30 protein-coding genes are annotated in these 26,039 nt (G+C 69.7%); 10 read left to right on the top strand and 20 right to left on the bottom strand.

Annotated elements, in window-relative coordinates; all coding sequences use genetic code 11:
* Positions 1 to 22 precede the first annotated feature (22 nt).
* The 10 genes from LGN10_RS30355 to LGN10_RS30400 all read right to left on the bottom strand — a co-directional run bounded on the left by LGN10_RS30355 (position 23) and on the right by LGN10_RS30400 (position 7,437).
* Positions 23 to 1,027 (bottom strand): Ku protein, encoded by a 1,005-nt coding sequence (locus LGN10_RS30355; RefSeq protein WP_059575035.1) that lies wholly within the window; start codon positions 1,025 to 1,027, stop codon positions 23 to 25.
* Positions 1,028 to 1,098: 71 nt separating this feature from the next.
* Positions 1,099 to 3,204, bottom strand: coding sequence for a catalase HPII (gene katE, locus LGN10_RS30360; RefSeq protein WP_060310431.1), 2,106 nt, complete (start codon positions 3,202 to 3,204; stop codon positions 1,099 to 1,101).
* A 124-nt stretch (positions 3,205 to 3,328) separates the two neighbouring features.
* Positions 3,329 to 3,715 carry a DUF3022 domain-containing protein gene (locus LGN10_RS30365; protein WP_226225984.1) on the bottom strand — a complete coding sequence of 129 codons (387 nt, stop codon included), beginning with the start codon at positions 3,713 to 3,715 and terminating at the stop codon, positions 3,329 to 3,331.
* On the bottom strand, positions 3,712 to 3,873 hold the full coding sequence (locus tag LGN10_RS30370) for a DUF1328 family protein (protein WP_006498332.1): 162 nt from the start codon (positions 3,871 to 3,873) through the stop codon (positions 3,712 to 3,714). The genes LGN10_RS30365 and LGN10_RS30370 overlap by 4 nt, the downstream gene beginning before the upstream one ends.
* Before the next feature lie 46 nt (positions 3,874 to 3,919).
* On the bottom strand, positions 3,920 to 4,108 hold the full coding sequence (locus LGN10_RS30375) for a DUF3008 family protein (protein ID WP_226225985.1): 189 nt from the start codon (positions 4,106 to 4,108) through the stop codon (positions 3,920 to 3,922).
* Between the two features lie 70 nt (positions 4,109 to 4,178).
* Positions 4,179 to 5,612, bottom strand: a complete 1,434-nt coding sequence (locus LGN10_RS30380) for an RNA polymerase factor sigma-54 (RefSeq protein ID WP_226225986.1) — start codon at positions 5,610 to 5,612, stop codon at positions 4,179 to 4,181.
* A gap of 374 nt (positions 5,613 to 5,986) precedes the next feature.
* A complete protein-coding gene (locus LGN10_RS30385; RefSeq protein WP_226225987.1) occupies positions 5,987 to 6,301 on the bottom strand; it encodes a hypothetical protein in 315 nt (104 codons plus the stop codon).
* A 45-nt stretch (positions 6,302 to 6,346) separates the two neighbouring features.
* On the bottom strand, positions 6,347 to 6,658 hold the full coding sequence (locus LGN10_RS30390; protein WP_226093990.1) for a hypothetical protein: 312 nt from the start codon (positions 6,656 to 6,658) through the stop codon (positions 6,347 to 6,349).
* Positions 6,655 to 6,918, bottom strand: coding sequence for a hypothetical protein (locus LGN10_RS30395; RefSeq protein WP_226225989.1), 264 nt, complete (start codon positions 6,916 to 6,918; stop codon positions 6,655 to 6,657). The genes LGN10_RS30390 and LGN10_RS30395 overlap by 4 nt, the downstream gene beginning before the upstream one ends.
* Before the next feature lie 216 nt (positions 6,919 to 7,134).
* On the bottom strand, positions 7,135 to 7,437 hold the full coding sequence (locus LGN10_RS30400) for a hypothetical protein (protein ID WP_059575029.1): 303 nt from the start codon (positions 7,435 to 7,437) through the stop codon (positions 7,135 to 7,137).
* Between the two features lie 159 nt (positions 7,438 to 7,596).
* On the opposite strand from LGN10_RS30400, the gene LGN10_RS30405 reads away from it, so the two are divergent.
* From LGN10_RS30405 to LGN10_RS30415, 3 genes are all read left to right on the top strand, one after another.
* Complete coding sequence (locus LGN10_RS30405; RefSeq protein WP_060310435.1) at positions 7,597 to 7,851, top strand: hypothetical protein; 255 nt, start codon at positions 7,597 to 7,599, stop codon at positions 7,849 to 7,851.
* A 96-nt stretch (positions 7,852 to 7,947) separates the two neighbouring features.
* On the top strand, positions 7,948 to 8,379 hold the full coding sequence (locus LGN10_RS30410) for a CBS domain-containing protein (RefSeq protein WP_059575027.1): 432 nt from the start codon (positions 7,948 to 7,950) through the stop codon (positions 8,377 to 8,379).
* A 91-nt stretch (positions 8,380 to 8,470) separates the two neighbouring features.
* Positions 8,471 to 8,947, top strand: a complete 477-nt coding sequence (locus tag LGN10_RS30415) for a PRC-barrel domain-containing protein (protein ID WP_059575026.1) — start codon at positions 8,471 to 8,473, stop codon at positions 8,945 to 8,947.
* 125 nt (positions 8,948 to 9,072) lie between these two features.
* On the opposite strand, the gene LGN10_RS30420 is transcribed toward LGN10_RS30415, so the two are convergent.
* A complete protein-coding gene (locus tag LGN10_RS30420; protein WP_059575025.1) occupies positions 9,073 to 9,552 on the bottom strand; it encodes a response regulator in 480 nt (159 codons plus the stop codon).
* 230 nt (positions 9,553 to 9,782) lie between these two features.
* Between LGN10_RS30420 and LGN10_RS30425 the strand changes: the two genes are divergently transcribed.
* On the top strand, positions 9,783 to 10,454 hold the full coding sequence (locus LGN10_RS30425; RefSeq protein WP_104013388.1) for a UdgX family uracil-DNA binding protein: 672 nt from the start codon (positions 9,783 to 9,785) through the stop codon (positions 10,452 to 10,454).
* Positions 10,451 to 11,743, top strand: a complete 1,293-nt coding sequence (locus LGN10_RS30430; protein WP_226225991.1) for an Nramp family divalent metal transporter — start codon at positions 10,451 to 10,453, stop codon at positions 11,741 to 11,743. The genes LGN10_RS30425 and LGN10_RS30430 overlap by 4 nt, the downstream gene beginning before the upstream one ends.
* 86 nt (positions 11,744 to 11,829) lie before the next feature.
* Here the strand turns inward: LGN10_RS30430 and LGN10_RS30435 are convergent, their stop codons facing one another.
* The 7 genes from LGN10_RS30435 to LGN10_RS30465 all read right to left on the bottom strand — a co-directional run bounded on the left by LGN10_RS30435 (position 11,830) and on the right by LGN10_RS30465 (position 16,555).
* The gene (locus tag LGN10_RS30435) at positions 11,830 to 12,441 is read right to left on the bottom strand and encodes a DUF892 family protein (protein ID WP_226225992.1); all 612 of its coding nucleotides are present in this window, start codon (positions 12,439 to 12,441) and stop codon (positions 11,830 to 11,832) included.
* 59 nt (positions 12,442 to 12,500) lie between these two features.
* Positions 12,501 to 13,115 (bottom strand): DUF4142 domain-containing protein, encoded by a 615-nt coding sequence (locus LGN10_RS30440; protein ID WP_226225994.1) that lies wholly within the window; start codon positions 13,113 to 13,115, stop codon positions 12,501 to 12,503.
* 34 nt (positions 13,116 to 13,149) lie between these two features.
* The gene (locus LGN10_RS30445; protein ID WP_059575021.1) at positions 13,150 to 14,007 is read right to left on the bottom strand and encodes an SDR family oxidoreductase; all 858 of its coding nucleotides are present in this window, start codon (positions 14,005 to 14,007) and stop codon (positions 13,150 to 13,152) included.
* Between the two features lie 128 nt (positions 14,008 to 14,135).
* On the bottom strand, positions 14,136 to 14,702 hold the full coding sequence (locus LGN10_RS30450; protein ID WP_226225995.1) for a hypothetical protein: 567 nt from the start codon (positions 14,700 to 14,702) through the stop codon (positions 14,136 to 14,138).
* 61 nt (positions 14,703 to 14,763) lie between these two features.
* A complete protein-coding gene (locus tag LGN10_RS30455) occupies positions 14,764 to 15,063 on the bottom strand; it encodes a DUF2795 domain-containing protein (protein ID WP_034209262.1) in 300 nt (99 codons plus the stop codon).
* A gap of 28 nt (positions 15,064 to 15,091) precedes the next feature.
* On the bottom strand, positions 15,092 to 16,120 hold the full coding sequence (locus LGN10_RS30460) for an SDR family oxidoreductase (RefSeq protein ID WP_059575019.1): 1,029 nt from the start codon (positions 16,118 to 16,120) through the stop codon (positions 15,092 to 15,094).
* Between the two features lie 30 nt (positions 16,121 to 16,150).
* A complete protein-coding gene (locus tag LGN10_RS30465) occupies positions 16,151 to 16,555 on the bottom strand; it encodes a BON domain-containing protein (protein ID WP_226225997.1) in 405 nt (134 codons plus the stop codon).
* A gap of 244 nt (positions 16,556 to 16,799) precedes the next feature.
* On the opposite strand from LGN10_RS30465, the gene LGN10_RS30470 reads away from it, so the two are divergent.
* Complete coding sequence (locus LGN10_RS30470; protein WP_226225998.1) at positions 16,800 to 18,119, top strand: glycosyltransferase family 4 protein; 1,320 nt, start codon at positions 16,800 to 16,802, stop codon at positions 18,117 to 18,119.
* Positions 18,119 to 19,165: a UDP-glucuronic acid decarboxylase family protein gene (locus tag LGN10_RS30475; RefSeq protein ID WP_226225999.1), complete on the top strand. Its 1,047-nt coding sequence runs from the start codon at positions 18,119 to 18,121 to the stop codon at positions 19,163 to 19,165. Before LGN10_RS30470 ends, LGN10_RS30475 begins: the two co-directional genes overlap by 1 nt.
* Positions 19,166 to 19,196: 31 nt before the next feature.
* Here LGN10_RS30475 and LGN10_RS30480 read toward each other — a convergent pair whose 3' ends face one another.
* A complete protein-coding gene (locus tag LGN10_RS30480) occupies positions 19,197 to 21,503 on the bottom strand; it encodes an ATP-binding protein (RefSeq protein ID WP_226226000.1) in 2,307 nt (768 codons plus the stop codon).
* 131 nt (positions 21,504 to 21,634) lie between these two features.
* On the opposite strand from LGN10_RS30480, the gene LGN10_RS30485 reads away from it, so the two are divergent.
* Together LGN10_RS30485 and LGN10_RS30490 are read left to right on the top strand one after the other, a co-directional pair.
* Positions 21,635 to 22,330: a PIG-L deacetylase family protein gene (locus tag LGN10_RS30485; protein ID WP_226226001.1), complete on the top strand. Its 696-nt coding sequence runs from the start codon at positions 21,635 to 21,637 to the stop codon at positions 22,328 to 22,330.
* Positions 22,309 to 23,232 (top strand): glycosyltransferase family 2 protein, encoded by a 924-nt coding sequence (locus LGN10_RS30490; RefSeq protein ID WP_226226002.1) that lies wholly within the window; start codon positions 22,309 to 22,311, stop codon positions 23,230 to 23,232. The genes LGN10_RS30485 and LGN10_RS30490 overlap by 22 nt, the downstream gene beginning before the upstream one ends.
* Positions 23,233 to 23,261: 29 nt before the next feature.
* Here the strand turns inward: LGN10_RS30490 and LGN10_RS30495 are convergent, their stop codons facing one another.
* On the bottom strand, positions 23,262 to 24,629 hold the full coding sequence (locus LGN10_RS30495; RefSeq protein ID WP_059575013.1) for a sigma-54-dependent transcriptional regulator: 1,368 nt from the start codon (positions 24,627 to 24,629) through the stop codon (positions 23,262 to 23,264).
* 344 nt (positions 24,630 to 24,973) lie between these two features.
* Here LGN10_RS30495 and LGN10_RS30500 point away from each other — a divergent pair, with 344 nt between their 5' ends.
* A complete protein-coding gene (locus LGN10_RS30500) occupies positions 24,974 to 26,023 on the top strand; it encodes a sigma-54 interaction domain-containing protein (RefSeq protein WP_099318422.1) in 1,050 nt (349 codons plus the stop codon).
* Positions 26,024 to 26,039: the final 16 nt, after the last annotated feature.

Genomic DNA, 26,039 nt, shown 5'->3' on the forward strand with positions numbered 1-26,039 from the left:
ATCGGAGTCGGCGTCATCGGCATCACGCCGCGTGCTTGCGTCGCGCGGCGGTCTTCTTCGCCGCAGGCTCGCTCGCCGCGCGTTTCGCGGTGCCGCGCTTCGCCGCGGTTTTCGTCGCCGCGCCTTTCGACGCGGATTTCGAGGGCGACTTGCGGCGCGACGATGACGACGATGACGCCTCCTCTTCCGCTTCGTCGCGCTCGTCACGCAGATCCGCCGCGCGCGCGCCGGCGCCGCCCTTGAGGCTGCGCTTCAGCAGCTCGGTGAGATCGACCACGTTGGTCGCCGCGCGGCCCGTCTGCGCGGGCCGGTCCTCGATCTCCTCGACCTTGCCCGCGCGCACCTTGCGCTCGACCAGTTCGAGGATGTCGTCGCGAAACGTGTCGTGATATTCATCGGGCGTCCATTTGCCGGACATGTCGTCGATCAGCTTCTTCGCCATCGCGAGTTCGCGCGCGGTGACGCCCGCGCCCTTCGCGTCGTCGGCCGGCACCGACAGCTCGTCGAGCGGCCGCAGTTCCTCCTGCCAGCGCAGCGTATCGAGCGCGAGCATCGGCCCGACCGGGATCAGCGCGCCCAGGTGCTGGCGGTCGCGCATCACGACGAGCGCGATGCCGATCTTGCCGCTGTCCTTCAGCGCGTCGCGCAGCAGTGCATAGACCTTCTCGCCCTTGCGGTCCGGCACCAGGTAGTACGGCGTGTCGAGATAGAGGAACGACACGGCGTCCTCGTCGACGAAGGTCAGGATGTCGACGGTCTGCGTCGATTCCGGGTTCGCCGCGCGGATTTCGTCGTCGGTCAGCACGACGTAGCGCTCCTTCTCGTACTCGTAGCCGCGCACGATGTCCTCGCGCGTGACCTCCTTGCCGGTGCGCTTGTTGATCTGCCGATAGCCGATCGGGTCCATCGAGCGCTTGTCGAGCATCCGGAACGACGGCTTCACGGTGCGCGTCGCCGGAAACAGTTGCACGGGCACGTGCACGAGCCCGAAGCTGATCGCGCCTTTCCATATCATCCGCGGTGCCATGCTGTTCCTCCTTGCCCGATGCGCGCCCGCCCGAGGGCAGGCGCGCCGTCCGGTGCGAACCGCCGCCGGCCCTATGCCGGCAGTTCCGCCGCCTGCTGTTCGCGCGCCCACACGCGATGCTGGCCGAGGTGATCCGACAGCGTGGCCAGCACCTTGTCGAGATCGACAGCCTGCCCGACGCACACGCCTTCAGCCGGATCCGGCAAGTGCGCGGCGCTGAGCAATTGCCGCCCCGAGCCGACGGCCGCGATCGGCTTCAGGTGCTTGAACGCCTCGCGCACGAAATGGCGGGCGTCGGCACTGTGCGCGAGATCGCGGCCATCGCCGTCGCCGCCGCACACGAACACCGCGTCGAACATCACCGACGGCATGCCGGCGAGCGTCGCCTCCGGCACGATGCCGCCGATCGGCGCGAGCGTCGGCGCGACGATCGTCGGCACCGCGTGCGCGGCCTGCAACGCGTCGCGCACCTGCTCGACGAGCACCGGGTTCACGCCCGGCGTCGCGATCAGCGCGATCTTGCGCGAGCGGATGCCGGGCTTCGCGCGGCCGATCAGGCTCAGCGCCGGCGAGGGCCGCGGGACGGACGGCGTCGCGGCCGCCTGCGGCGCGGGCAGCCCGAGCCGTTCGGCGACCTGCGCGGCGAGCCCAGCGTCGAAGCGCGCGATGATCTCGTTGACCACCCGCTCGCGAATGTGCGGCTGCGTCACCTTGCCGAGCTCGAAGCAGTACGCGTCGCGAATATGCCGCTGCTCGATCTCGGTCATGCTTTGGTAGAACAGCGCGGCTTGCGAGAAATGATCGGCGAACGATTCGCTGCGCACGCGCACCTTGTGGCCTTCGAGCGGCTCGGGCACGGTTTCGAACCCGCCGCCGGACGGCGCGGGCGGCGTCTCGCGCGGCCAGCCGCCGCTCGTCGAGTTCGGCTCGTACGACGCCTGCCCGACGTTGATCGTCTGCCGGTGCATCGCGTCGCGCTGGTTGTTCGCGAACGGGCACACCGGCCGGTTGATCGGAATCTCGTGGAAATTCGGGCCGCCGAGCCGGCTCAGTTGCGTATCGGTGTACGAGAACAGCCGCCCCTGCAACAGCGGATCGTTCGTGAAATCGATGCCCGGCACCACGTGGCCCGGGTGAAACGCAACCTGCTCGGTCTCCGCGAAGAAGTTGTCGGGGTTGCGGTTCAGCGTCATCCGGCCGATTGGCCGCACGGGCACGCGTTCTTCCGGCACGAGCTTGGTCGGATCCAGCAGGTCGAAGTCGAATTTGTCGGCATCGGCCGGATCGATCATCTGCACGCCGAGCTCGAACTCCGGATAGTCGCCGCGCTCGATCGCCATCCACAGGTCGCGCCGGTTGAAATCCGGGTCGTGGCCGGCGATGCGCTGCGCCTCGTCCCACAGCAGCGAATACGCGCCGCTCACGGGCCGCCAGTGGAATTTCACGAAACGCTCGACGCCGGCCGCGTTCACGAAGCGGAACGTGTGCACGCCGAAGCCGTCCATCGCGCGATAGCTCGCCGGCAGCGCGCGATCCGACATCAGCCACAGCACCATGTGCGTGGTTTCCGGCACCAGCGACACGAAATCCCAGAACGTGTCGTGCGCGGACGCGCCGGTCGGCATCTCGTTCGGCGCCTCGGGCTTCACCGCATGCACGAAGTCGGGAAACTTGATCGCATCCTGGATGAAGAACACCGGCATGTTGTTGCCGACGAGGTCGTAGTTGCCTTCCTCGGTATAGAACTTCACCGCGAAGCCGCGCACGTCGCGCACGGTGTCGGCCGACCCGCGCGGCCCCTGCACGGTCGAGAAGCGCACGTACACCGGCGTTTCGGCGGCCGGGTCCTGCAGGAACGCGGCCTTCGTGTAGTCGGCCATCGGCTCGTAGACGCGGAACACGCCGTGCGCGCCCGAGCCGCGCGCGTGCACCACGCGCTCCGGAATGCGCTCGTGATCGAAATGCGTGATCTTCTCGCGCATGATGAAGTCTTCGAGCAGCGACGGGCCGCGCGCGCCGCCTCGCAGCGTATTCTGGTTGTCGGCGATCCGCACGCCCTGGTTGGTGCGCAACGCCTCGCCGTCGGGCCGCGCACGGTTCGCTTCGAGCTGGCGCGACTTCGCGCTGTCGTGCGGCTGCGTCGGGGGCGTCTTGCCGGCGGATGGGGGATTCGTCATCGTCAGGTGTCCTCTTGGTATTCGAATGGGGAGCCGCCATGCACGCCGGCGCGCCGCGGCGCGCGCGTGCGGACGGCGGGGAAAGCCGGCCCGGCGGCCGATGAGCGGCCGCGGACCGGCGGCGTCAGGGCGCGCGCAGCGCCGCGTCGAATTCGACGGCCGTCACGTCGAGCGCCACGTTGCATTCGATCACGGCATCCTCGACGCGCGGCTTGTGCTCGTCCACCGCGCGCCGCGCGCGGTCGCACAGTTGCGTGCGCACGCGCAGCCGGTCGGCCGTGTCGAGCTGCGCGTAGCGCTCGATCACGTCCGCATCGAACCGCATGTCGACCGTGCAGCGCCATTCGCGCGCATCCTCGTCGGAGGGCACGCGCACCCACGATACGTGGATCGTCAGCCGGCCCGACGCGTCGTCCTCGTGAACGACGACGGTCGACTGCGACGGAAAGCCGATCGCGAACGCGTGCTCGAGTTCCGCGACGCGCCGCGACCGGTCGGGCGCGACCGTCATCGGCGCACGACCCCCAGCAACAGCGTGACCAGGAAGATCACGACGAAGATGTAGAACAGGATCTTCGCGATCTCGGCCGCGCCGGCGGCAATGCCGCCGAACCCGAACACCGCCGCGATGATCGCGATGACGAAGAAGATGATGGCGTATCGAAGCATGGAACCCTCCTGGATGACAGCGGTCGTCACTAAACGTCGGCGGCGCTCACGCATCGTGCTTGTGTTTCGGTTTGCCGTGCGTGGGCGTGGAAGCCATTTTCTCGAGCTCTTTCTCGCTCATCGACTTGGCCATCGATTTCGACGGCGGCTTCAGATCCTTCATTTTCGTGTCACCGCGCTTGGCCGACGGCGCGGCCCCTGCGGCGCGCTGCTGCGCCTGGGATTTGGCTGGCATGATTGCGCTCCTCTCGTTGGCGCGAGCCGACGCGACGGACGGCGCGCGCATGGTTGGAACAATGAGGCCGTCACGCGGCGTCGCGGCGCCGCAGGTCGGCCGGCGGAATCTTCATCGCCTGGCGATACTTGGTCACCGTCCGACGCGCAAGAAGAATGCCGCGGCCCGCGAGATTTTCGGCGAGCGCGACGTCGGATAGCGGATCGGTATGCCGCTCGGCCGCGATCATGTCGCGGATCAGCACCTTCGCGGCGGAGGCCGAGCACACGCCCTTGCCAGCCGCCTCGAGCTTGCGCGGGAAGAAATGCTTGAACTCGAACGTGCCGTGCGGCGTGGCCATGTACTTGTTGCCGGTCGCGCGCGAGACGGTCGATTCGTGCAGGTCGAGTTCCTCCGCGATGTCGCGCAGCACGAGCGGCTTCATCGCGATCTCGCCGTAGCGGAAGAAATCGCGCTGCCGCGCGACGATGCATTCGCCCACGCGCTGGATCGTGTCGAAGCGCTTCTGCACGTTGCGGATCAGCCAGCGCGCTTCCTGCAATTGCTGGCCGAGCGGCGAATCGCGCTCGCCGCTCGACTGCGCGAACAGCGTCGCATAGCGCTCGTGCAACCGCGCACGCGGCAGCACGGCCGGATTGATCGTGACGATCCACTCGTCGCGCACCTGACGCACGATCACGTCGGGCACCACGTAGTCGCCGCGCGTGCTGCCGTAGTGATTGCCGGGGCGCGGGTCGAGCCCGCGCACCAGCGCGCAGGCGGCCTGCAGCGTCTGCTGATTGCAGCCGAGGCGCCGCTGGATTTCGGCCGTCTCGCGGCGCGCGAGCCGCTCCAGATGCTCGCGCGCGATCGCTTTCGCTTCCGCGAGCGCCGGCGTGCCGGCCGGAATCGCGTCCAGTTGCAGCACCAGGCATTCGGATAACGAACGCGCGGCAATACCCGGCCGGTCGAGCATCTGCACGAGCCGCAGCGCGACCGCCAGATCCTGCTCCGACAGCAGCCACGCGGGATCGGCGGCGACCAGCAGTTCAGGGAGTTCCTGCCGCAGGTAGCCGTCGTCGTCGAGCGCATCGATCACGAGGCGCGCGGCCTCGCGATCACGTTTGTTGAGCGGATAGAGCCGCAGCGCATCGTGCAGTTGCTGATGCAGCGACGGCTCGGCGGCCATCCATTCGCCGGGCGACAGCCCGTCGGTGTCGTCGCCCTGGCGGCTCGTGCCGCGCGGCGCGGGCGCGGCGGTAAACGGCACCTCGCCGTCCGGCGGGCGGATTTCGTCGCGCTCGGGCGCCGTTTCAGGCACGGCCGCTTCGGTCGGTTGCTCGGGGGTGGCGGCAGCGGTTTCGTCGTCGCCCGGGCCGTCTTCGAGAAACGGGTTCATGTCGAGCGCCTGACGCAATTCCTGTTGAAATTCGAGCGAGGACAACTGCAGCAGCCGCAGCGACTGCTGAAGCCTCGGCGTGAGTGCGAGATGCTGTCGCATCTGCAGCGCAAGCGAGACGGGCATCAAAAGCCTCCTGACGGTTCGGTTCGGGTGTGTCTTCTACCGAACGTCATGCAGCATCCGTGCCAGCCGCGCGAAGCGCGGCAGGGCGCGGCTCTCGGGGGTTCGCACCCCGTGTCGCCCCGCGCCGGAGCCTGCTTTTTTACAAGGCCGGGGCAAGTTTGGGGGCACGTATTTCGCTCGGGCAAACGCGGCCCCGCCCTGGGCTGACTGCCCGTCCTCTTTCGCATCGATGCGGTCGCCCTACGACCGGTCGAGTAAAGCGGTCGACGATTCGGGCCGATGGCGCCGGATGCGCGTGCGGATTCGCCATCGCGTTGCCCCGGCCGCATCGCGGTGCCGCATGCCGTGGCGCGGCGCCACACCGCAACATCCTGTCAGTACTGCATCGGCGGCGGCGTGCCCGGCAGCGGCCGATCGCCCTGCGTGCCGTTCGGGCCGGGCGGCGGTGCGTCGACCGGTTGGCCGACGGTCGCGCCCGGCGGCATCGTGTTGCCCGGCGACGGACGCGTGTCGTAGCGCGTGTTCGCGTCCGGCATCGTCGTGGTCGATTGCGCGCCGCGGCCGTCGGGCGGCGCGGGCGGCGCCGCGCGCGTGCCGTACGGGCCGCCGGCCGGTTGCGTGCATGCGCCCAGCGCGCACGCGGCGGCCAACGCACACGCGCCCACGCGGATCGTCTGGATCGTGTTCATCGAATGCTCCTCCCATGGCTGCGGGCCGCGCCGTGGCGGCGCGGCTCAGAGCCGGTTGAAATGGAAATCGCCCGCGTACGCGGTCGGTGCGCGGCGCGCCATCATCGTGTCGAATTCGGCCGCGACGCGCGTGAGCGTGCCGCGTTGCCGGCCGACGTCGGCCCGTTCGAGCGCGGCGAATGCATCGCCGTCGAACGTCACGGTCAGCGACGCCGGATGGCCGTCGACGCGAAAGCCGATATGCAATGCGCCGGCCGGTTGCTCCTCGACATGGAACGGGATCGCGCGCGCCTCGAAATGCCGGCCCAGCGTTTCGGCGATGTCGCGCAGCAGGCCGGGTTTCACGCGGATGCTCATCGCAGGCCCTCCCTTGCCGGTGTCGTTCGCGGCGCCGCGCTCACCGGCGGCGCCCGCACCGGCGGCTCGCGCGACGGCGGATCGCGCGACGGCGGATCGCGTTCCGGCGGCGCATGCCCGGGCGGATCGCCCTCCGGCTGCCGGTACGGCTCGGGCATGTCCGGCGGCACGTCGTCGGGGTCGGGCGGCTCGGGGTCCGGCTCGATGTCGGGAAGCGGCGGTTCGGGCCGTTGCAGCCACTGCGCGGGTTCGTTTTTCATCGGCAATTCCATCGTTGCGGGATTCGGTCGGGATCGGCGCGACAGCCGCATGGCGAGGATTCGCAAACCGCATGCCGTGCGGCCGGGCCGCCCGCACACGGAGATCGCACGGGGACCGCGCGGGAATCGATACGCGGGCGGATACGCGGTACGCAGTCCGGCGCGAAGCGCCATGCCTTCGCTACACCGTTCGCTGAAAATCTTGCAAGCGCGCCGCTACGCGTCATAGGCCGCCATCACCAGCCACAGCTCGCGGCCGTCGTCGCGCACGCGCGCGGCGAGTGCGTACGGATCCGACGGCTCGCACGCCCGCTGCAGCGCGAAGCGTGCGGGCTCGGTCGCGCCGAACGTCTCGTCGCCGAGCGGCCGCACGTCGGCCTTGCCTTCGAACATCCGGCGCTCGGGGCGGTAGATCAGCGGCTCGCGCTTCCACGTATCGAAATGGCTTTTCACCGAATCGAATCCGCCCCCGCATACGTTGATCTCATAGCGCACGCCTGGTCGTCGTTTCGGAATCATCGTCGTGCCTCCGCTTGATGTGTGCGCAGCAGACACGCCGTCGCGCCTGCGTCGTCATGGTCGTCTGCCTCGCTGCGGCAAGTCGCGTGCCGGGGGGGGCGAACCGGGAACGCCGGTTGCGACACTGGCGCATCATCGTCACCGATACGGAGCACCGTCATGAAGGATTCGACCCGGCCCGGCCAGAACGCACCGGCGCACGAGCGGCAGCCCGACCCGCAACCGCCGCTGAAGGATCAGGACCGCACGCGCACGCGCCATTCCGAACGTCACATCGACAAGCAGCTCGAGGACACGTTTCCGGCGAGCGATGCGCCCGCGACGGGCGGCGTGACGCGCATCGAACCCGACACGCCGCCCGGCACGCACGACGACGGGCCGTGGCAGGACAAACGCGATCGCGATGACGCGTGACGCGGCGGCCGCGCGCACGGCATGTGCATTGCTGAATCCGGCGGCCGCATCGGCCCATTGCTACACACTGCTACACCTACCCGCAAGGAGAATTGCATGCATCGCGTCAACGAAATCATGTCGCAGGACGTCGTGCGGATCTCGCCGACCGACTCGATCCGTCACGCCGCCCAACTGATGGAGCGCTACGACATCGGCGCGCTGCCCGTGTGCGACAACAACCGGCTGGTCGGGATGGTGACGGACCGCGATCTCGCGGTGCGCGCGATCTCGGCTGGCAAGCCGCCGGAGACGCGAATCCACGAGGTGGCGTCCGGCCCGATCGAATGGTGCTTCGACGACGATTCGCTGGACGAGATCCAGCACTACATGGCCGACGCGCAACTGCGCCGGCTGCCCGTCGTCGATCACGACAAGCGACTGGTCGGCATGCTGTCGCTCGCCGACATCGCGACGCGCACGGCGAGCCCCGAGCGCGACGACGTGGCGAACACGCTCGAAGGCGTGTCGCAACCGAAGCAGACGTGACGAAGCGATTCCCGCTTCGCCCTGCCCACCCCGCGCGACCCGCAGGGCCCGCCCCGGGCACGGTCGCGCCCCACGCAGCCTGGAGGAAACCATGCAGACTTCCAATCAAGGTCAGACCCGCATCATCGGCAAGGGCGCCGCGACGGCGGCCGGCCCCGGCCCCGACGTGATGGCGGCCGATACGCTGGAAGGCGACAAGGTCTATACGACCGACGGCGACGACGTCGGCAAGATCAAGGACATCATGCTCGACGTGCGCTCCGGCCGCATCGCGTATGCGGTGCTGTCGAGCGGCGGCATCCTCGGCATCGGCGACAAGCTGCACGCCATTCCGTGGAGCGCGCTGACGCTCGACACCGAGCGCAAGTGCTTCCTGCTGTCGGTGTCGTCCGAGCGGATCCGCAACGCGCCGGGGTTCGACAAGGACCATTGGCCGGCGATGGCCGATCCGCAATGGGCCGAGCCGCTGCACGAGTTCTACGGCAGCACACCGTACTGGAGTGCCGGCGACGAGCTCGGGCTCACCGACCCGACCGAGGACCTGAACGATCCGCGCGGCCGCCACTGAGCGCGCCACGACGTGGCGCCGCAGCGCCGGCGCCTTTGATGCGACACGCCCCGCTCCGCGCGGGGCGTTTTTTTGTCCGCCGGGCCGTGCCGGCAGGTGCCGCACCCCGCGCGCCGCCCGCCTTTTTACAAGGGGCGTGTAACGTCCCCGTCCGGCTTCGCGGCACCGCCGCTTGCCGATTCGAGGTAGCCCAGCAGCCGGTGCGGCGTCAGCGGCTTCGCGCAATGCGCGTCGAAGCCGGCTTCCTTCGCCTGTTCCTGATCCCGCCGCGACGCGAGCCCGCTGCACGCCACCAGCAGCATGTCGGCCGTTTGCGGATCGCCGCGCAGTCGCGCCGCGAGTTGCAGCCCGTCGAGGCCCGGCATCGCGATGTCGAGCACGACCGCGAACGGCTGCCAGTCGCGCGCGACGTCGCACACCGCGAACGGATCGTCGGCAACCCGGCACTCGAAGCCGCGCGCCTCCAGCAGCAGGCGCAGCGCATCGGCCGCTTCGCGATAGTCGTCGACGACCAGCACGCGGCGCGGGCGGCGCGGCACGCTGTCGGGCGCGCGCCACAGCAGCACGTCGTCGGCGGCCGGATCGTCGCCGGGGTCGGGTTGCATCGTGCTTCTCCTGTCGTTGGACCGGTTTGCCAAGCAAGGCGCGCGCCCATATCGACCGAGTGCGGCATGCCGGTTGCTGTCTCTTTCGCATCGCCGACACAGGAGTCTTTCGTGCGCACGATGCGGCTTCCCGCGCCCGCTCTTCCCTCCGCCCGTGCGGCAGCACGCGCGCCGGCATGTTCCGCGCAACCGCGGCGCGCCGCTTGCCCGGCCCGGGCCAGGGGCGCCGCATGACGCGCAAACCGCCCGCGCGCCCGGCATCCACGCCGCCGCCGACCGACGACGATACGCCGGCCACGCTCGGCGCGTGCCGCCGCTGCACGCTGTGGGAACACGCGACGCAGCCCGTGCCGGGCGCCGGGCCCGTCGACGCGCCGATCATGCTGGTCGGCGAGCAGCCGGGCGACCAGGAGGACCGCGCGGGCCTGCCGTTCGTCGGCGCGGCCGGCCGCATGCTCGATCGCGCACTCGACGAAGCCGGGATCGAACGCTCGCACGTCTACCTGACGAATGCGGTCAAGCACTTCAAATGGGAGCCGCGCGGCAAGCGGCGGCTGCACAAGACGCCCGCGCAGCGCGAAGTGGCCGCGTGCCACTACTGGCTCGAGCGCGAGCTCGAAGCCGTACAGCCGCGCGTGGTGGTCGCGCTCGGCGCGACGGCGCTGCGCGCGGTGCTGCAGGACAACGACGCGACGCTCGAGCGCACGCGCGCGCCGGTGCGCACCGAGGACGGCCGGCTCGTCGTCGCCACCTATCATCCGTCGTACGTGCTGCGCACGCGCGGCGCCGATTCCCGCGAACACGCCTACCGCACACTGGTGGACGCATTGCGCACGGCGTCGCGCCTCGCGCGCGAGCGGCGCCACGGCGGCGGCCGTCCGTCGCACGGGGACGCCGGATGAGCGGACTCGACGAAGGCGCGCGGCCGGCGGCCGAAGCGCCGCCGCCCGCCGCGAAGCCGTGGTACCGGCGGCTCGGCCCCGGCCTGCTCGCGGGCGCGTCGGACGCCGATCCGAGCAACGTCGCCGTCTACGCGCAGGCCGGCAGCCAGTTCGGTTTCAACATGCTGTGGATGATCGTTGTCACGCTGCCGATGATGGTCGCGGTGCAGCTCGCGTCGGCATTCATCGGCCGGCGCAATCGCGAAGGGCTCGTGGCCGGCATCCGCGAGCACTTTTCCGATCGCGTCGCGAAGACGTTGATCGTGATGGTCGTGATCGTCAACGTCGTGAACGTCGGCGCGGATCTCGCGGCGATGGGCGATGCGACGGCGCTCGTCGTCGGCGGCCGCAGCTACTGGTATGCGCCGCTCTACGGGATCGCGTCGCTCGCGTTGCAGGTGCTGCTGTCGTACGAACGCTACGCGCGCTGGCTGAAATGGATGACGCTCGGCCTGATCGCGTACGTGCTCGAACTCGGCTTCGTGCACATCGACTGGGCCGGCCTGCTGCATGCGATCGTGCTGCCGCAGATCGCGTTCACGCATGCGTATGCGACCACCGCGGTCGCCGTGCTCGGCACGACGCTGAGCCCGTACCTGTTCGTGTGGCAAGCCGCGCTCGAAGTCGAGGAAACCACGGCCGAGCAACAGGACGGCGAGCGCAGCACGCGCCGCGAGACCGAGCGGCGCATCACGTTCGACACGTGGACCGGCATGATCGTCACCAACGCGGTGTCGTTCTGCATCATGGTGATCGGCTCGGCCGTCTTCTTCGCGCGCGGCCGGCACGACATCGGCAGCACCGCGCAGGCCGCGGAGGCATTGCGGCCGATCGCCGGCGAAGCCGCGTTTCTCGTATTCGCGTTCGGCATCGTCGGCTGCGGGCTGCTCGCGATTCCCGCGTTCGCGGGCAGCGCTGCCTACGGGTGCGCGGAAGCGTGGCGGTTCCGCGAAGGGCTGAACGAGCCCGTGAAGCGCGCGCCCGCGTTCTACACGGTGCTGGCGCTGTGCGTGATCGTCGGCATCGCGATCTGCTTCGGCCCGATCGACCCGATCCGCGCGTTGTACTGGAGCGCGGTGCTCAACGGCATCGCGGCGGTGCCGATGCTCGTGCTGGTGATGCTGCTGTCGCGCAAGCGCGATGCGGCCGGCCAGCCCGGCAGCGGGCCGGTGTCGAAACTGTTCGGCTGGCTGGCGGTCGTGCTGATGGCGGCGGCGGTGGCCACGATGATCGTCGATCTGCTGACGTGATCGACGGAACGGAGATGAACGAGGTTGCGTGCGCAACCTTCTCGACCAGCAAGCGGGCGGCCGCGCCGCCCGCTTGGCCCGCGATATTACATCATCTTGCCGCGCGAGCGCTCGGCACGCGCCGCATCGGCGGCGGACTCCACCTTCTTCACTTCCTCCGGCGGCGGAAGCACCGCCTTGAAGCCCATCGACTCGATCCACATCTCGCGCGCCCAGCCACGCGTGTGATACAGGTGATGATCTTCGTCGGCCTCGACTTCATCGTGCGCGGCCTTCAACACCTTCGCGGCGTTACTGTCGGGCAGTTGATCGGCCGCGTAGCCGATCAGCTCCCAGTTCAGGTGGTCCTTGGATTCGGCCAGCACCACGCATTCGGCCGCGACGACCTGCGCGACCGCCGGGTCGGCCTGCTTCTTCGCCTGCTCGATCACCTGCACCAGCGACTTGCCGGTCGCCGCCACCGCGGCGCGCCCCGGCGACTGCGTATCCGGGTCGAGGCCGAGCGTTTCGAATACCTTGCGCAGCACCTCCTGGTGATGCAGCGTCTCCCGATGGTACTTCTCCCATTCCTTGTGCAGGTCCTCGTCGGTCGCGCACTGGAGCGCGGCCTCGTAGATCTGCGCGCCGCCAAGCTCGGTCTCGTATGCCTGGCAGAGCAGTTCGAGGATACCTTCGTGCTTCGATTGCCGTTGGGCCATGACTGCTTCTCCGAAAAAGCGGGCCGCACGTGCGGCCCAGGGGTGGAACCGGGCGCGCGTTATTGCGCGCCCACCTTGCGTGCGACCGTCTCCGCCATGCTCAGGTGATGCTTGAGCGTCGGCAGCGTCGATTTCGCGAACGCGCGCAGTTGCGCGTCCTTGCCGTCGCGCGCTTCGTCTTCGAACAACGCGACCGCCTTCCTGTGCGCATCGGGGCCGGCCGCAGCGAGATACGCGGTGTCGAAGTCGTGCCCGCGCTTGCCGCGCAGCGCCTCCACGTCGGGGTCCGAGATCGTGTCGACCTGCGGCTTCATGCCCTTGCGCGCGGCGATCTCACTGAGCTTCGCGTTCGCCTTGCCGTGGTCCGCGACCATCCGTTTCGCGAACGCCCGCACGTCGGCCGACTGCGCCTGCTTCAGCGCGAGCTGGCTGGCCTGCACTTCCGCCTTGCCGGCCATCGCGGCCTTGTCGACGAATTCCGCGTCGGCGCCCTTCGGGGCTTTCGCGATGCCGGGGTCGCCCGCGGCGCCCGCGCCCGACGACGGATTGATCACGCCGCCCGGCACATGCGAATTCGACGCGGGCGGCTCGCTCGGCATCTGCGCGCGGGCGGGCGCCGACACCGCGAGCACGCCGGCGGCGAGCGCCGCGATCGTCCAGTTGGGTTGTCTCATCTGCTTTCTCCTGGTACTTGCGTGGAAACGGCCATCAACCGCCGACGATCGAGCCGCCGTTCGGGTGCAGCGTCTGCCCGGTCATGTAGCTCGCGCCTTCCGAGGCGAGCAGCACGTAGCAGCCGATCAGTTCGTCCGGCTGGCCCGGCCGCTTGAGCGGCACGTTCGAGCCGAATTTCTCGACCTGCTCGGGCGTGAACGTCGACGGAATCAGCGGCGTCCAGATCGGCCCCGGCGCGACCGCGTTCACGCGGATGTCGCGCTCGGCCAGTTCGATCGACAGCGAGCGCGTGAACGCGACGATCGCGCCCTTGGTCGCCGAGTAGTCGGGCAGCTTCGGACTGCCGTGATACGCGGTGACCGACGCCGTGTTGACGATGCGGCCGCCCTGCTTCATGTGCGGCAGCGCCGCCTGCGTGCAGAAGAACATGCCGTACACGTTCGTGCGGAACGTGCGTTCGAGCTGCTCCTCGGACACGTCCTCGATGCCCGGCTGCGGATGCTGCTCGCCTGCGTTGTTGACGAGCACGTCGAGCCGGCCGAGCCGCTCGACCGTGCGCGCCACCGCGTCGCGCGCCTGCCGGCGATCGCCGACGTCGCATGCGATCGCCTCGCAACGCCGTCCGGCCTGCTCGATCAGCTTCTTCGTGTGCGCGGCATCGTCGGATTCCTTCAGGTAGACGATCGCGACGTCCGCGCCCTCCTTCGCGAAACCGATCGCCACGGCGCGGCCGATCCCGCTGTCGCCGCCCGTCACCAGCGCGACCTTGCCCGCGAGCTTGCCGCTGCCGACGTAGTCGGCCGCCTCGTCGCGCGGCTTCGGGTGCATGTCGCGCTCGGTGCCCGGCTGATGCGACTGTTTCTGCGGCGGTGGAGTCTGTGCGGTGGTCATGTGTTCCTCCTTGAACGAATGCCGTCGATGCTGCGCAAGCGGCGTGCCACGCGCGGCGCACGCCGGCCCGCGCGCGCCGGCCGGGTTTCGACGGTGTGCTTTGCAAGCGCTTGGAAAAAAGGGCGTATTCAGCGCGGCACGTCGGATGGCGCTTCGTCGGGCCGGCGCACCGGATCGAAATCGCGCCATTCGCCGTTCTGCCAGTCGCCCTCGACGCGCTCGATCGACTTCGCGCCGGTCGCGCGCAGCACGTCTTCGGCGGCCGTCGCGGTGTCGGGCGTCACGCGCGCGGCGAGGATCACGCCGGTTTCGCTCTGCGCGAGCGTGCCCTTGCCTTCGGCCTGCTCGCCTCGCATCCGGCCGAGCGCGCCGCCGAATGCGCCGAGATAGGCGCCGGCCAGCGCGCCGGCGGCCGGCACGAACCAGTAGCGCAGGCCGACCGCATACACGATCAATCCGGCGACGCCGCCGATCAGCAGCCCGCGAATCGCGCCGATCATCGCGCCGCGCCCGCCCGGTTTCGCCGCCGTGTCGGCATAGACGTCGCCGCCGATCGGGAAGCGCGCGTGCTGGCCGCCGGGGTTCAGGAAGAAGATCGACACGTCGTCGGGCCCGAACGCGCGCTCGTAGAGGTGACGCGCCCCACCTTCCGCTTCATCGAACGTCGTGAAACGGCCTGCGACGATCATCGCCATGGTCGTGCTCCTCGTGATGGGTGCGCCGCGCGCTCGCGCACGCGGCGCGACGGGACGGCACTTACATCAGCCGCCCGAGTTCCTTCGATACCGATGCGGGCGTGTCGTACTCGCGCTCCGGGATCTTGCGCAGCATGTCGAGCACCTCGCGGTCCGCATGCGCGCGTTCCGCGCACTGCACGACGTCGGACTTGCTCGCCGGGTAGTCCATGCCCTTGAGCGCCTTCTGCACGTCGACGGGGCTCGGCGGCTTGCCGTGGCCCGTCTGATGGCCGCCCTTGTCGTGGTCCTGCTGCGTGCGCTCGCCTTCGTGCGCACGCGAGTGGCTGTATTCGTGGCCCGTATGTTGTCGGGATGTCATGAAAGCCTCCTTGGAAAATGAACGAAAATCACGCGGACGGACGGCGTGCGCGCGCGAACGCGGCAAACATCAGCGCCGCCGCGCCGAGCGCGACCGCGCCGGCAACCTTCGGCCGCTGCACCACCGTGTTGTACGCACAGCTGCGCAGCACGGGGCCTTCCATGCCTTCGCGCTCGTGCAGCGCATGGCGCGAGTCGTACAGCGCGTTGTCGTCGCGCGGCCGCGCGGGCCGCACCGTGCGCTGGCCGCGCGAGAACAGCGTGGCCGCCACGCGATCGAACAGGCGCGGCGCGTGGTACGCGCTCGCCGACGTGAACTTCGCGGCGCCGCCGACGAACAGCGTGCGGCGCGGATGCGCGGCCGCGAACAGGATCGCGTCGGCCACCAGGTCGGGGTCGTAGATCGGCGGCGGCAGCTTCGCCTCGACGTTCATGTAGTTCTTCGCGTGCATCACGAACATCGTGTCGATCGCGGCCGGCTTGATCAGCGTGACGGAAACCGGCAGGTGGTCGGCCTCCATCTCGAGTCGCAGCGAATCGGTGAAGCCCTTCACCGCGTGCTTCGATGCGACGTACGCGCTTTGCAGCGGCACCGGCGCGTCGGATGCCTCGCTGCCCATGTTGATGATCGCGCCGCCGTGGAAATCGCTCTTGCGCCGGAAATGGTCGGCCGCGACGAGCGAGCCGTGCACGACGCCCCAGTAGTTGGTGTCGAACAGCCGGCGCTGATCCTCGAGCGGCACCTGGGCCGCCGTCCCGAAGATCGACACACCGGCATTGTTGACCCAGGTGTCGAAGCCGCCGTACGTATCGGCCGCCGTCGCGGCCGCGCGCTGCAGATCCTCGATGTTGCCGACGTCGCCGGCGACCGGCACCGCGAGGCCGCCGTGCTGGCGGATTTCCTCGCACAGCGTGTTCAGCGCGTCCTCGTTGCGTGCGAACAGCACGAGCTTCGCGCCCCGCCGCGCCGCCTTGCGCGCGGTGACGAGACCGATGCCGCTCGTCGCGCCGGTAATCACGATCGTCTGTTCGCCGACCGGTTTGAGCATGCAGTTCATCGCTGGACTCCTGTGACGGTCGACGCGCGGTTATTTGGGCCGGATGGTCAACTGGTCGCGCACGTCCTGCACGCCGTCGACCTGCTTGACGACGCCGACGGCCTGCGTGCGCTGCTGCTCGTCGGGCACGCTGCCGGTGAGCGTCACGGTGCCGTGCCGGGTCTTCACGTGGATGTCGCCGGCCGACAGGCCGCTCGTGCCGACGAGCTCGGCCTTCGCCTTGGTCGTGATCGTCGCGTCGCGGATTTTCGTGCCGGTGCTCGAACGCGACGACGACGTCGACGACGACGCGGCGCCGTCGTCGCCGGCGGCGACCGCGTTCGGCGCGACGACCATGCACGCGGTGGCCGCGGCGATCGCGACCGCCATGCCGGTGCGCAGCGCGCGTTGACGGCGGATTCGCGGGGAGCGGGCTGGTAGCTGGGATACCTTCATCGTGACCTCCTTTTCGTCAAGCCGGACGCGCCGGCAGGTGAACGGGAGCCGCGCAAGTCGCGTGCCGCGCCGCGTGCGCCGCATGCATGCACGCCAGCGCGATCAGACGCCCTTTCATCCAACGCGTTGTAATTTTTTCGGCACACGGGGAAGCGGTTTTCCCCGCAATGCAGCGGGCATGCCGATTGCCGAGCGACGGGTAACGGCGGCCCGTGTGCGCGGCCCCGATATCGGGAGCAAGACCATGCAAAGAATCGCGTTGATCAGTGAACATGCATCGCCGCTGGGGGTGATCGGCGGCGTCGATGCCGGCGGCCAGAACATCTATGTCGCGAACGTCGCGAAGCAGCTCGCGGAGCGCGGCCTCGACGTCGACGTCTACACGCGCTGCGACAATCCGCACTTGCCGGAAGTCGTGCCGATCGGCCCGCGCATGCGCGTGATCCACGTGCCGGCCGGGCCGCCGACCGACGTGCCCAAGGAGCGGCTGCTGCCGTACATGGGCGAGTTCGCGCAGTACATGATCGCGCGCATGCGGCGCGAGCCCGACCCCGTCGACGTGATGCACGCGAACTTCTTCATGTCCGGCGACGCCGCGCTGCGCGTGAAAAAAGCGCTCGGCATCCCGCTCGTCATGACGTTCCATGCGCTCGGCCGCGTGCGGCGGCTGCACCAGGGCACGGCCGACGGCTTCCCCGACGCGCGCTTCGCGATCGAGGACACGCTCGCGCGCCGCTCGGACCGCCTGATCGCCGAATGCCCGCAGGACGCGCTCGACCTGACGACGCACTATCGCGCCGACACCGCACGTATCGAGATCGTGCCGTGCGGCTTCGACGCGCGGGAATTCCGGCCGGTGCCGCGCGTCGATGCGCGCGCACGCCTGGGTTGGCCGCAGGACGCATTCGTCATACTGCAACTGGGCCGCCTCGTGCCGCGCAAGGGCATCGATACCGTGATCGACGCGCTCGCGCGCATGCCGCGCGATCCGCAACGGCCGACGCACCTGTACGTGGTCGGCGGCAGCCAGCCCACGCCCGACCCCGCGCGCGACCCGGAACTCGCGCGGCTCGCCGCCCTCGCGCACGCACTCGGCATCGCGAACCGCGTGACCTTCGTCGGCCGGCGCGATCGCGACGCGCTGCACCTGTACTACAGCGCGGCCGACGTGTTCGTGACGACGCCGTGGTACGAGCCGTTCGGCATCACGCCGGTCGAGGCGATGGCATGCGCGACGCCGGTGATCGGCAGCGACGTCGGCGGCATCCGCACGACCGTCGACGACGGCGCCACCGGCTATCTCGTGCCGCCTCGCGACCCGGCCGCGCTGGCCGCGCGCCTCGTGCAACTGCGCGCGCAACCGGACCTGTGCGCGGCGCTCGGCCGCGCCGGCTACCTGCGCGCACACCGCTTCTACACCTGGCAAGGCGTCGCCGACCGGCTCGTCGACATCTACCGCGACGTCGCCCGCGCGCAGCGCGCCGGCACGTCGGCGGCCACCGGCCGGCGCACGCCGGTCGGCACCACGCAAGGCGTGCTCGCACACCGCAAGGAGAATACGTAATGAAGGGCTACGATCGAAAACGCGTCCTCGTCACCGGCGGCGCCGGCTTTCTCGGTTCGCATCTGTGCGAGCGCCTCGTGACGGAGGGCCACGACGTGCTGTGCGTCGACAATTTCTACACGGGCACGAAGGACAACATCGCGCACCTGCTCGATGCGCCGAACTTCGAGCTGATGCGGCACGACGTGACGTTTCCGCTCTACGTCGAAGTGGACGAGATCTACAACCTCGCATGCCCGGCGTCGCCCGTTCACTACCAGCGCGACCCCGTCCAGACGACGAAGACCAGCGTGCACGGCGCGATCAACCTGCTCGGCCTCGCCAAACGCGTGAAGGCGCGCATCCTGCAGGCATCGACGAGCGAGGTGTACGGCGACCCCGACGTGCATCCGCAGGACGAGCACTATTGCGGCCGCGTCAATCCGACCGGCATCCGCGCGTGCTACGACGAAGGCAAGCGCTGCGCGGAGACGCTGTTCGCGGACTATCACCGCCAGTACGGCGTCGACGTGCGGATCGCGCGGATCTTCAATACGTATGGCCCGCGCATGCATCCGGCCGACGGGCGCGTCGTGTCGAACTTCGTCACGCAGGCGCTCGCGGAACAGCCGTTGACCGTCTACGGCGACGGCAAGCAGACGCGCTCGTTCTGCTACGTGGACGACATGGTCGACGCGTTGATCCGGCTGATGGACGAAGCGGGCGACGCGAGCGAGCCGGTCAACCTCGGCAGCGACGTCGAGATCGCGATGATCGACGTCGCGCGGGAAGTCGTACGAATCGTCGGTGCGACGGTGCCGATCGAGTTCCGACCGCTGCCGGCCGACGATCCGCGCCAGCGGCGGCCGAATCTCGCCGCCGCGCAGAAGCGGCTTGGCTGGCGCGCGACGACGACGCTCGCGAACGGGCTCGCGCACACCGCGCGGTACTTCATTCAACGCCAGGTCACGCACCACACGCCCGGCGATCTCGTGCGCAGCACGCGGATCGCGTCGCATCTGCTCGCGCAGGTCCATACGCAGAACCGGCCGGCACCGACCACCTGACGGGCGGCCGGCCGCCGCTGGACGAAACGCGTCAGCCGTCGCGCTTCGTCACGTGCGCGATCTTGTGGGCCAGTTCGCGCACGTCGACCGGCTTGCACAGGTAGCCGTCGAAGCCCGCCTCCAGCGCGCGGCGTTCGTCGGCGAGGCCCGCGTGCGCGGTGACGGCCAGCACGCGCACGTCGGGCGGCCCGCCGTCGCCGTTCAGCGCGCCGCGCCGCAACGCTTCCAGCAGCCAGAAGCCGTCGCCGTCGGGCATCGCGAGATCGGACAGCACGACGGTCGGGCGCATGTCGGCCGCCATCGCGAGCGCCTCGCGTCCCGACGACGCGATCGCGACGGCCGCGCCGAGCGTGGTCAGCGCGGCCGTGAGGCTCGCGCGCGTGGTCGCGTCGTCGTCGACGATCAGGATGCGCTGCGTATCGAGCGTGAGCGCGTCGCGGCGGCCGCTCGCCTGCACGATGCCCCACGCCATCGCGCCGGCCGGCTGCCACCCGGCCGGCAGCGTCACCGTAAACGTCGTGCCGCGATCGCGGCCCGCGCTCGCGACGGTCACGCGGCCGCCGTGCAGCTCCGCGATGTGCCGCACGATCGACAGGCCGAGACCGAGCCCCCGCCGCGGCGACGCGGGCGAATCGTCCGCGCGGCGGAACATGTCGAACACGTATGGCACGAACTCCGTCGCGATGCCCTGCCCGGTATCGGTGACGGTCAGAACCGCATGCGCATCGTCGCGCGCGAGCCGGACCGTCACGCTGCCGCCGGCCGGCGTGAATTTCATCGCATTCGAGATGAGATTCGACAGCATCTGCCGCAACCGCTCGGCGTCGCCCGACACGATGCACGCGGAGGCGTCGCAGTCGAATTCGAGCATGATGCCGGCCGACGACGCCGCGGTCTGGAACGTGCCGACCTGATCGGAGAACAGCCGCACGACGTCGACCGGCGTCGCATCGAGCCGCAGTTTGCCGGTCGCGAGCGACGACGCGTCGAGGATGTCGCCCACCATCCGCGTGAGCGAACGCGCGCTGCGGTCGATCGCGTCGATCGCCTGATGCTGCAACGCGTGGTCGTCGGTGTTGCGCAGCACCTCGATCCACCCGTAGATCACGTTCAGCGGCGTACGCAATTCGTGCGACACCGTGGCCAGCAGTTCGTCCTTCAGACGATTCGACGTGTCGGCCTGGTCGAGCGCATCGCGGGCGCCTTGCAGCGAGCGCTGCGCCCGCAGGTCGCGGCGGCGCTGCGCACCGGTTTCGCGCAGTATCAGCGACAGCGCGACGCAGGCCCGCGCGTCGCCCTGCACCGGGCACGCCGATACCGTCGCCCGAAACCGCCGCCCGTCGCGCCGCACGCACAGCAGTTCGACCGGCCCGACCGGCTCGCGCATCGCGTCGAACGTCTCGGCGAGCGGATTGAGCCGCAGCCAGCGCCGTGCGATCAGCGTGTCGAGCCGGCGGCCGCGCGCGTCGGCCTCGTCGTAGCCGAAGATCCGCCGCGCGGCCGGGTTCCAGCTCGCGATGCGGCCGTCGGCGTCGATCCCGACGATCGCGTCCGGCGACGCCTCGACGACCGCCTGCTGGAGCCGCGATGCGTCCACGCGCGCGCGCTCCGCGCCAGCATCGCGCAACAGCAGCACCGCGCCGTCGAGGTTGCCGTCCGCGTCGCCGATCGGCGACGCGACCGCGACGATCGGCACCGGATCGTGGTCGCCGGCCCGCAGCCAGTGCCGGTCGGACGTCGCCTCGGCCCCGCCGAGCGCGCGATCGAGCGGCGTGGTTTGCACGCGGCGCCCTTCGTGATCGACGATCCGCAATACATCGCGCACCGGTCGCCCGATCGCCTCGTCCGGCTCGCAGCCGACGAGTTCGGCCGCGGCCGCGTTCAGATAGGTGAGCCGCCCCGTCGGATCGGTCGCGATCACGCCGTGCGGCAGCGCGCGCAGCACGGCTTCGAGCCGCCGGCGCGCGGCGGCCTCGCGTCGGCGCGCGCGATCGCTCGTGACGCGCGTGCGATGCAGCATCGACGCGACCGCGCATACCAGCGCCCCGATCAGCATGAACGTGCCGAGCTGCACGAGCCGGTCGGGCAGCGGCGCCGTATAGGCAGCCGGATCGGACAGGAACAGCGTCCACACGAGCAGCCCGCTGACCACCGTCGACACGATGCCGAACAGGAACGACGTCACCCACGCGGCGCCGGCGAGCAGCGGGTAATACAACACGAACGGCAGATTCACGCCGCCGAAGCGGATCGCGAGCGTCTGCAGCACGGTCGCGATCGCGACCAGCATCACGGCCGTCGCGTAATTTCCGGCCTGCGGCCGTGCAATTTCGGTCATCGGACACGCTCCTGCTGGGACAGTCGGCGGCGGCCGGCGCGGATGCCGCCGGCAGGCACGGCGCGTGCTGGCCCGCATGCTGGCCGATTCGCACCGGCGGCCCGGCCGCTCACGATGGAGATCTTCACGCCATGCCCGACCCGACACGCTGGCTCGTCGTCTCGCCGCATCTCGACGATGCCGTCTTCAGTTGCGGGCAACTGCTCGCGCACGCGCCCGGCTCGATCGTCGTGACCGTCTTCGCGGGGATGCCGCCACCCGGCACGCCCGCGCCGCCGTGGGACCGCCGCGCGGGGTTTCGCCACGCCGACGAAGCGATGCGCGCGCGCCGCGACGAAGACCGCCGCGCGCTCGCGCTGCTCGACGCCCGCCCCGTGTGGCTCGACTTCCTCGACGATCAATACGGCATGCCGACTACGTCGATCGCGATCGCGACACGCGTGGCCGCGACGATCGACGCCCACCCGGGCTTCGGCGTGCTCGCGCCGGCCGGCCTGTTCCACCGCGATCATCTGCAGGTGCACGAAGCCATGCTGCGCCTGCTGCGCGACGACGATGCGTCGCGCGTCTGGCGCTTCTACGAGGACGCGCCCTACCGCCGCATCGACGGGCTGATGGCCGAGCGCGTGGCCGCCTGGCGCGAGCACGGCTGGCTCGCGCATCCGGTCGCCGCGCCGGCCGGCAGCGGGACGGACGGCGCCGCCGCGAAAGCCGCCGCCGTCGACGCCTATGCCAGCCAGGTCACGCTGCTCGAGCCTCATATGCGTGCCGCTCTCCGCGAACCCGAAACGATCTGGCGGCTCGAATGCGACGTCACGTCCGCGTAACGCCCGCGCGCGTCGCGCTGCCGCCGGGGGAGCCGCGCGTGACCGCGATCGTGCTGACCTGCCGGCGCGCGGCCGAACTCGCGCGCACGCTCGACCACCTTTCCGCGCTGCCCGACCGGCCGGCGATCGTGGTCGTCGACAACGCGGCGGACGCCGAGACGGCCACGCTGATCCGCGAGCGCTACCCGCATGTCGCGCTCGTGCACGCGCCCGGCAATCTCGGCGCCGCCGGCCGCAATCTCGGCGTCGCCGCGGCCCGCACGCGCCACGTCGCGTTCTGCGACGACGACACGTGGTGGGCGCCCGGCTCGATCGCCGAAGCCGCGAATCTGCTCGACGCGTATCCGCACGTCGCGGCCGTCACCGCACGCGTGCTGGTCGGCCCCGACGAGCGCGAGGACCCGACCTGCCGGCTGATGGCCGACAGCCCGCTCGACGCGCCGGTCGCGCTGCCCGGCCGCCCGATCCTCGGGCTGCTGGCCGGTGCGACCGCATTCCGGCGCGACGCGTTCGTGCGCGCCGGCGGCTACCATCCGCGCTACTTCCTCGGCGGCGAGGAAGCGCTGCTCGCGCTCGACCTGTATCGCGCCGGCCACTGGCTCGTGTATGCGCCGGGCCTGACCGTCCATCACCATCCGTCGACGCGGCGCGACCGGACGACGCGCGCACACACCGCCGCCCGCAACGCGGTGTGGACCGCGTGGCTCAGATGGCCCGCCGCCGCCGCGTGGCTGCATACGGTGCGCATGCTGCCGCTGCTGCGCCGCGAACGTGCGATCGTGCGCACGTTCGCCGGGCTGCCGTGGATCCTGCGCGAACGACGCACGATCCCGCCACGGATCGAACACATGCGCCGTCTGCTCGAGCGCGATACGCGCCGCGAGACCGGAACGGGCACATGAGCGGGAACATGAACGCGATCGTAGCGGCATCAGGAATCGGGTTTTTCCGCTTCGTCTTCCAGTTGCGCGAGCCGGTTGTAGATCGTCTTCAGGCTGACGTCGAGCACCTCGGCCGCCTGCGCCTTCACGCCGCCGCATTGGGCGATCGTGCCGAGGATCAGCTTGCGGTCGACTTCCTCGAGCGGCGTGCCGAACGGCACCGTCACGCGATCCTCGTGCGAATCGACCATGCTCGACAGCTCGTCCATGATCGGCGGCGGCAGCGTGTCGATCACGTCGGCATCGGTGAAGATGCTCGCGCGCTGCACGAAGTTGCGCAGCTCGCGCACGTTGCCCGGCCATTCGTAGGTCTTCAGCGCTTCGCGCGCGGCCGGCGAGAAGCGCAGGTTGCGGCCGCTCTCCTCGTTGTAGCGCTGCAGGAACGCATCGGCGAGCATCGGGATGTCGTCGCCGCGTTCGCGCAGCGACGGCAGCGGGATCGGGAACACGTTGATCCGGTGAAACAGGTCGGGCCGCAGCTTGCCGTCCGCCATCGCGGCTTCCGGGTCGCGGTTCGTCGCGGCGACGATGCGCACGTCGACGTCGATCTCGCGCGTCGAGCCGAGCCGCGTGACGCGCCCGGTTTCCAGCACGCGCAGCAGCTTGACCTGCGACTCGAGCGGCATCTCGGTGATTTCGTCGAGAAACAGCGTGCCGCCGTCCGCGCGTTCGAAGAAGCCCTTGTGCTGGCGTTCGGCGCCGGTGAAGCTGCCGCGGTCGTGGCCGAACATCTCGCTCTCGACGAGGTTCGCGGCGATCGCGCCGCAATTCACCGCGAGGAACGGCCCGCGGCGGCGCAGGCTCAGGTCGTGCACCGTCTGCGCGGCGAGTTCCTTGCCGGTGCCCGATTCGCCGGTGAGCAGCACCGACGCTTCGGTGCGCGCGACGCGGCCGATCGCATCGTAGACGGCCTGCATCGCGGGCGAGCTGCCGAGCATGCGGCCGAAGCGGCCGAGGCGCTGCAGCTCCGAGCGCAGCTCCGCGATTTCCTCGTGCAGCGCGGTCGTGCGCGGCACGCGCGCGAAGATGCTGTTCAGCCGCTGCATGTTGAGCGGCTTCACCAGATAGTCGCTCGCGCCGCGCCGCAATGCGTCGATCGCGGTTTCGAGGCTCGCGTGGCCGGTGGTCAGCACCATTTCGCAATGCCCGCGCTTGGGCAATGCGTCGAACAGATCCATCCCGTTGCCATCGGGCAGCACGAGGTCGCACAGCACGAGATCGGGGGTATGCGTCGAGACGAGCGTGCGCGCTTCTTCAAGCGTCGCGGCCGTATCGCACGAGAGCTGCTGCGTGCGTGCGAGCGTGGCGAGCATCGTTCGCGTATCGGCGTCGTCTTCGACGATCAGGACGTAAGGCATCGAGGCTCCTTGTAATGCGGGCCGGCGCGTACATCGGCCGGCGCCGCGACACGTGCAGCGCAATGCGCGTCACAGAGCCCACGACGGCATCCTCCACGCTGCACACGAATCGCAGACAAGCTGTCCTGCAATGAAAACGCGTGCTTAGCAGTATAGAAGAACGGTGTCTCGCATTCGTCGCCCATCGAATAAATCTATCCGCCAATGCAAGCCGCATTGCCAGATTCAATGTCGGCGAATCGGCATAAAAGGTATTCTGAGTACCTGAAAGACGACGTGTGCCACGTCGTTTCTACCTGGCCACGACACATTCGGTCAAAACTTCCCAATCCGGTTACTACTCCATGTCGAAATCCGACGATGACGGCACGCGACTGTTCGGTCGTTCGCGAACAATTCAGGATCTGCTGCTGAAAGTGTCGCGCGTCGCCGCCACCCGCGTGAGTGTGCTGGTGGTCGGCGAAAGCGGCGCGGGCAAGGATATCGTCGCCCGGCTCATTCACGACATGAGCCCGCGCCGTCGCGGCCCGTTCGTGCCCGTCAATTGCGGCGCGATTCCGAAGGACATCGCGGAGTCGCAGTTGTTCGGTCACGAGAAAGGCAGCTTCACGGGCGCCGTCGCACAGCACGTGGGCATGTTCGAAGCCGCGCGCGGCGGCACGCTGTTTCTCGACGAGATCGCCGAGATGCCGCTCGAATTGCAGGTCAAGCTGCTGCGCACGCTCGAAACCAACACGATCGTACGCGTGGGCGGTCACGAGCCGATCCCGCTCGACGTGCGGATCGTCGCGGCCACGCATCACGATCCGGTCGAGGCGATGCGCAGCGGCAGGCTGCGCGAGGACCTGTTCTACCGGATCGCGCCGATCGCGTTGCACGTGCCCGCGCTCCGGCAGCGCGAGGACGACGTCGGCGACATCGCGGTGCAGATCGTCGAACGGCTGAACGCGCGGCACCGCACGAGAAAGCGGCTGTCCACCCAGGCGATGAAGGCGTTGCGCACCTACACGTGGCCCGGCAACGTGCGCGAACTGCGCAACGCACTCGAGCGCGCGTTCATCCTCGCCGACGAGCAGATCGAACTGCAGTTGCCGCGCCGTCCGCCACCGCGCGAGGAAGTGCGCCACAACGCGATGACGCTGCATATCGGCACGACGCTCGCGCACACGCAGCAGCGCTTCATCGTCGCGTCGCTGCGGCATTTCAACGGCGACAAGCCGCGCACCGCGAAGGCGCTCGGCATCAGCCTGAAAACGCTGTACAACCGGCTCGCGCTGCTGTCCGAAAGCGAGCGCAACGCGGCAAGCGGCAACGCGCCACCGGCCGGGAATGCATCGAACGGCGGCGGCGCCCCCGCTGGGCCGCCTGCGTCGCCGTCCGCGACGACGCCGTGAGCGCGGCGGGGCACGC

Source organism: Burkholderia sp. AU32262, from assembly GCF_020419985.1.
Classification (GTDB): Bacteria; Pseudomonadota; Gammaproteobacteria; order Burkholderiales; family Burkholderiaceae; genus Burkholderia; species Burkholderia semiarida.

Excerpts from the sequence above, each read along its gene's own strand:
- LGN10_RS30450 (WP_226225995.1), bottom strand. The coding sequence starts at position 14,702 with ATGGCGATGATCGTCGCAGGCCGTTTCACGACGTTCGATGAAGCGGAA.
- LGN10_RS30455 (WP_034209262.1), bottom strand. The coding sequence starts at position 15,063 with ATGACATCCCGACAACATACGGGCCACGAATACAGCCACTCGCGTGCG.
- LGN10_RS30425 (WP_104013388.1), top strand. The coding sequence starts at position 9,783 with ATGACGCGCAAACCGCCCGCGCGCCCGGCATCCACGCCGCCGCCGACC.
- LGN10_RS30380 (WP_226225986.1), bottom strand. The coding sequence starts at position 5,612 with ATGCCCGTCTCGCTTGCGCTGCAGATGCGACAGCATCTCGCACTCACG.
- LGN10_RS30485 (WP_226226001.1), top strand. The coding sequence starts at position 21,635 with ATGCCCGACCCGACACGCTGGCTCGTCGTCTCGCCGCATCTCGACGAT.
- LGN10_RS30495 (WP_059575013.1), bottom strand. The coding sequence starts at position 24,629 with ATGCCTTACGTCCTGATCGTCGAAGACGACGCCGATACGCGAACGATG.
- LGN10_RS30370 (WP_006498332.1), bottom strand. The coding sequence starts at position 3,873 with ATGCTTCGATACGCCATCATCTTCTTCGTCATCGCGATCATCGCGGCG.
- LGN10_RS30355 (WP_059575035.1), bottom strand. The coding sequence starts at position 1,027 with ATGGCACCGCGGATGATATGGAAAGGCGCGATCAGCTTCGGGCTCGTG.
- LGN10_RS30365 (WP_226225984.1), bottom strand. The coding sequence starts at position 3,715 with ATGACGGTCGCGCCCGACCGGTCGCGGCGCGTCGCGGAACTCGAGCAC.
- LGN10_RS30415 (WP_059575026.1), top strand. The coding sequence starts at position 8,471 with ATGCAGACTTCCAATCAAGGTCAGACCCGCATCATCGGCAAGGGCGCC.
- katE (WP_060310431.1), bottom strand. The coding sequence starts at position 3,204 with ATGACGAATCCCCCATCCGCCGGCAAGACGCCCCCGACGCAGCCGCAC.
- LGN10_RS30460 (WP_059575019.1), bottom strand. The coding sequence starts at position 16,120 with ATGAACTGCATGCTCAAACCGGTCGGCGAACAGACGATCGTGATTACC.
- LGN10_RS30420 (WP_059575025.1), bottom strand. The coding sequence starts at position 9,552 with ATGCAACCCGACCCCGGCGACGATCCGGCCGCCGACGACGTGCTGCTG.
- LGN10_RS30375 (WP_226225985.1), bottom strand. The coding sequence starts at position 4,108 with ATGCCAGCCAAATCCCAGGCGCAGCAGCGCGCCGCAGGGGCCGCGCCG.
- LGN10_RS30385 (WP_226225987.1), bottom strand. The coding sequence starts at position 6,301 with ATGAACACGATCCAGACGATCCGCGTGGGCGCGTGTGCGTTGGCCGCC.
- LGN10_RS30440 (WP_226225994.1), bottom strand. The coding sequence starts at position 13,115 with ATGAGACAACCCAACTGGACGATCGCGGCGCTCGCCGCCGGCGTGCTC.
- LGN10_RS30405 (WP_060310435.1), top strand. The coding sequence starts at position 7,597 with ATGAAGGATTCGACCCGGCCCGGCCAGAACGCACCGGCGCACGAGCGG.
- LGN10_RS30475 (WP_226225999.1), top strand. The coding sequence starts at position 18,119 with ATGAAGGGCTACGATCGAAAACGCGTCCTCGTCACCGGCGGCGCCGGC.
- LGN10_RS30435 (WP_226225992.1), bottom strand. The coding sequence starts at position 12,441 with ATGGCCCAACGGCAATCGAAGCACGAAGGTATCCTCGAACTGCTCTGC.
- LGN10_RS30390 (WP_226093990.1), bottom strand. The coding sequence starts at position 6,658 with ATGAGCATCCGCGTGAAACCCGGCCTGCTGCGCGACATCGCCGAAACG.
- LGN10_RS30500 (WP_099318422.1), top strand. The coding sequence starts at position 24,974 with ATGTCGAAATCCGACGATGACGGCACGCGACTGTTCGGTCGTTCGCGA.
- LGN10_RS30395 (WP_226225989.1), bottom strand. The coding sequence starts at position 6,918 with ATGAAAAACGAACCCGCGCAGTGGCTGCAACGGCCCGAACCGCCGCTT.
- LGN10_RS30490 (WP_226226002.1), top strand. The coding sequence starts at position 22,309 with ATGCGACGTCACGTCCGCGTAACGCCCGCGCGCGTCGCGCTGCCGCCG.
- LGN10_RS30400 (WP_059575029.1), bottom strand. The coding sequence starts at position 7,437 with ATGATTCCGAAACGACGACCAGGCGTGCGCTATGAGATCAACGTATGC.
- LGN10_RS30480 (WP_226226000.1), bottom strand. The coding sequence starts at position 21,503 with ATGACCGAAATTGCACGGCCGCAGGCCGGAAATTACGCGACGGCCGTG.
- LGN10_RS30470 (WP_226225998.1), top strand. The coding sequence starts at position 16,800 with ATGCAAAGAATCGCGTTGATCAGTGAACATGCATCGCCGCTGGGGGTG.
- LGN10_RS30445 (WP_059575021.1), bottom strand. The coding sequence starts at position 14,007 with ATGACCACCGCACAGACTCCACCGCCGCAGAAACAGTCGCATCAGCCG.
- LGN10_RS30465 (WP_226225997.1), bottom strand. The coding sequence starts at position 16,555 with ATGAAGGTATCCCAGCTACCAGCCCGCTCCCCGCGAATCCGCCGTCAA.
- LGN10_RS30430 (WP_226225991.1), top strand. The coding sequence starts at position 10,451 with ATGAGCGGACTCGACGAAGGCGCGCGGCCGGCGGCCGAAGCGCCGCCG.
- LGN10_RS30410 (WP_059575027.1), top strand. The coding sequence starts at position 7,948 with ATGCATCGCGTCAACGAAATCATGTCGCAGGACGTCGTGCGGATCTCG.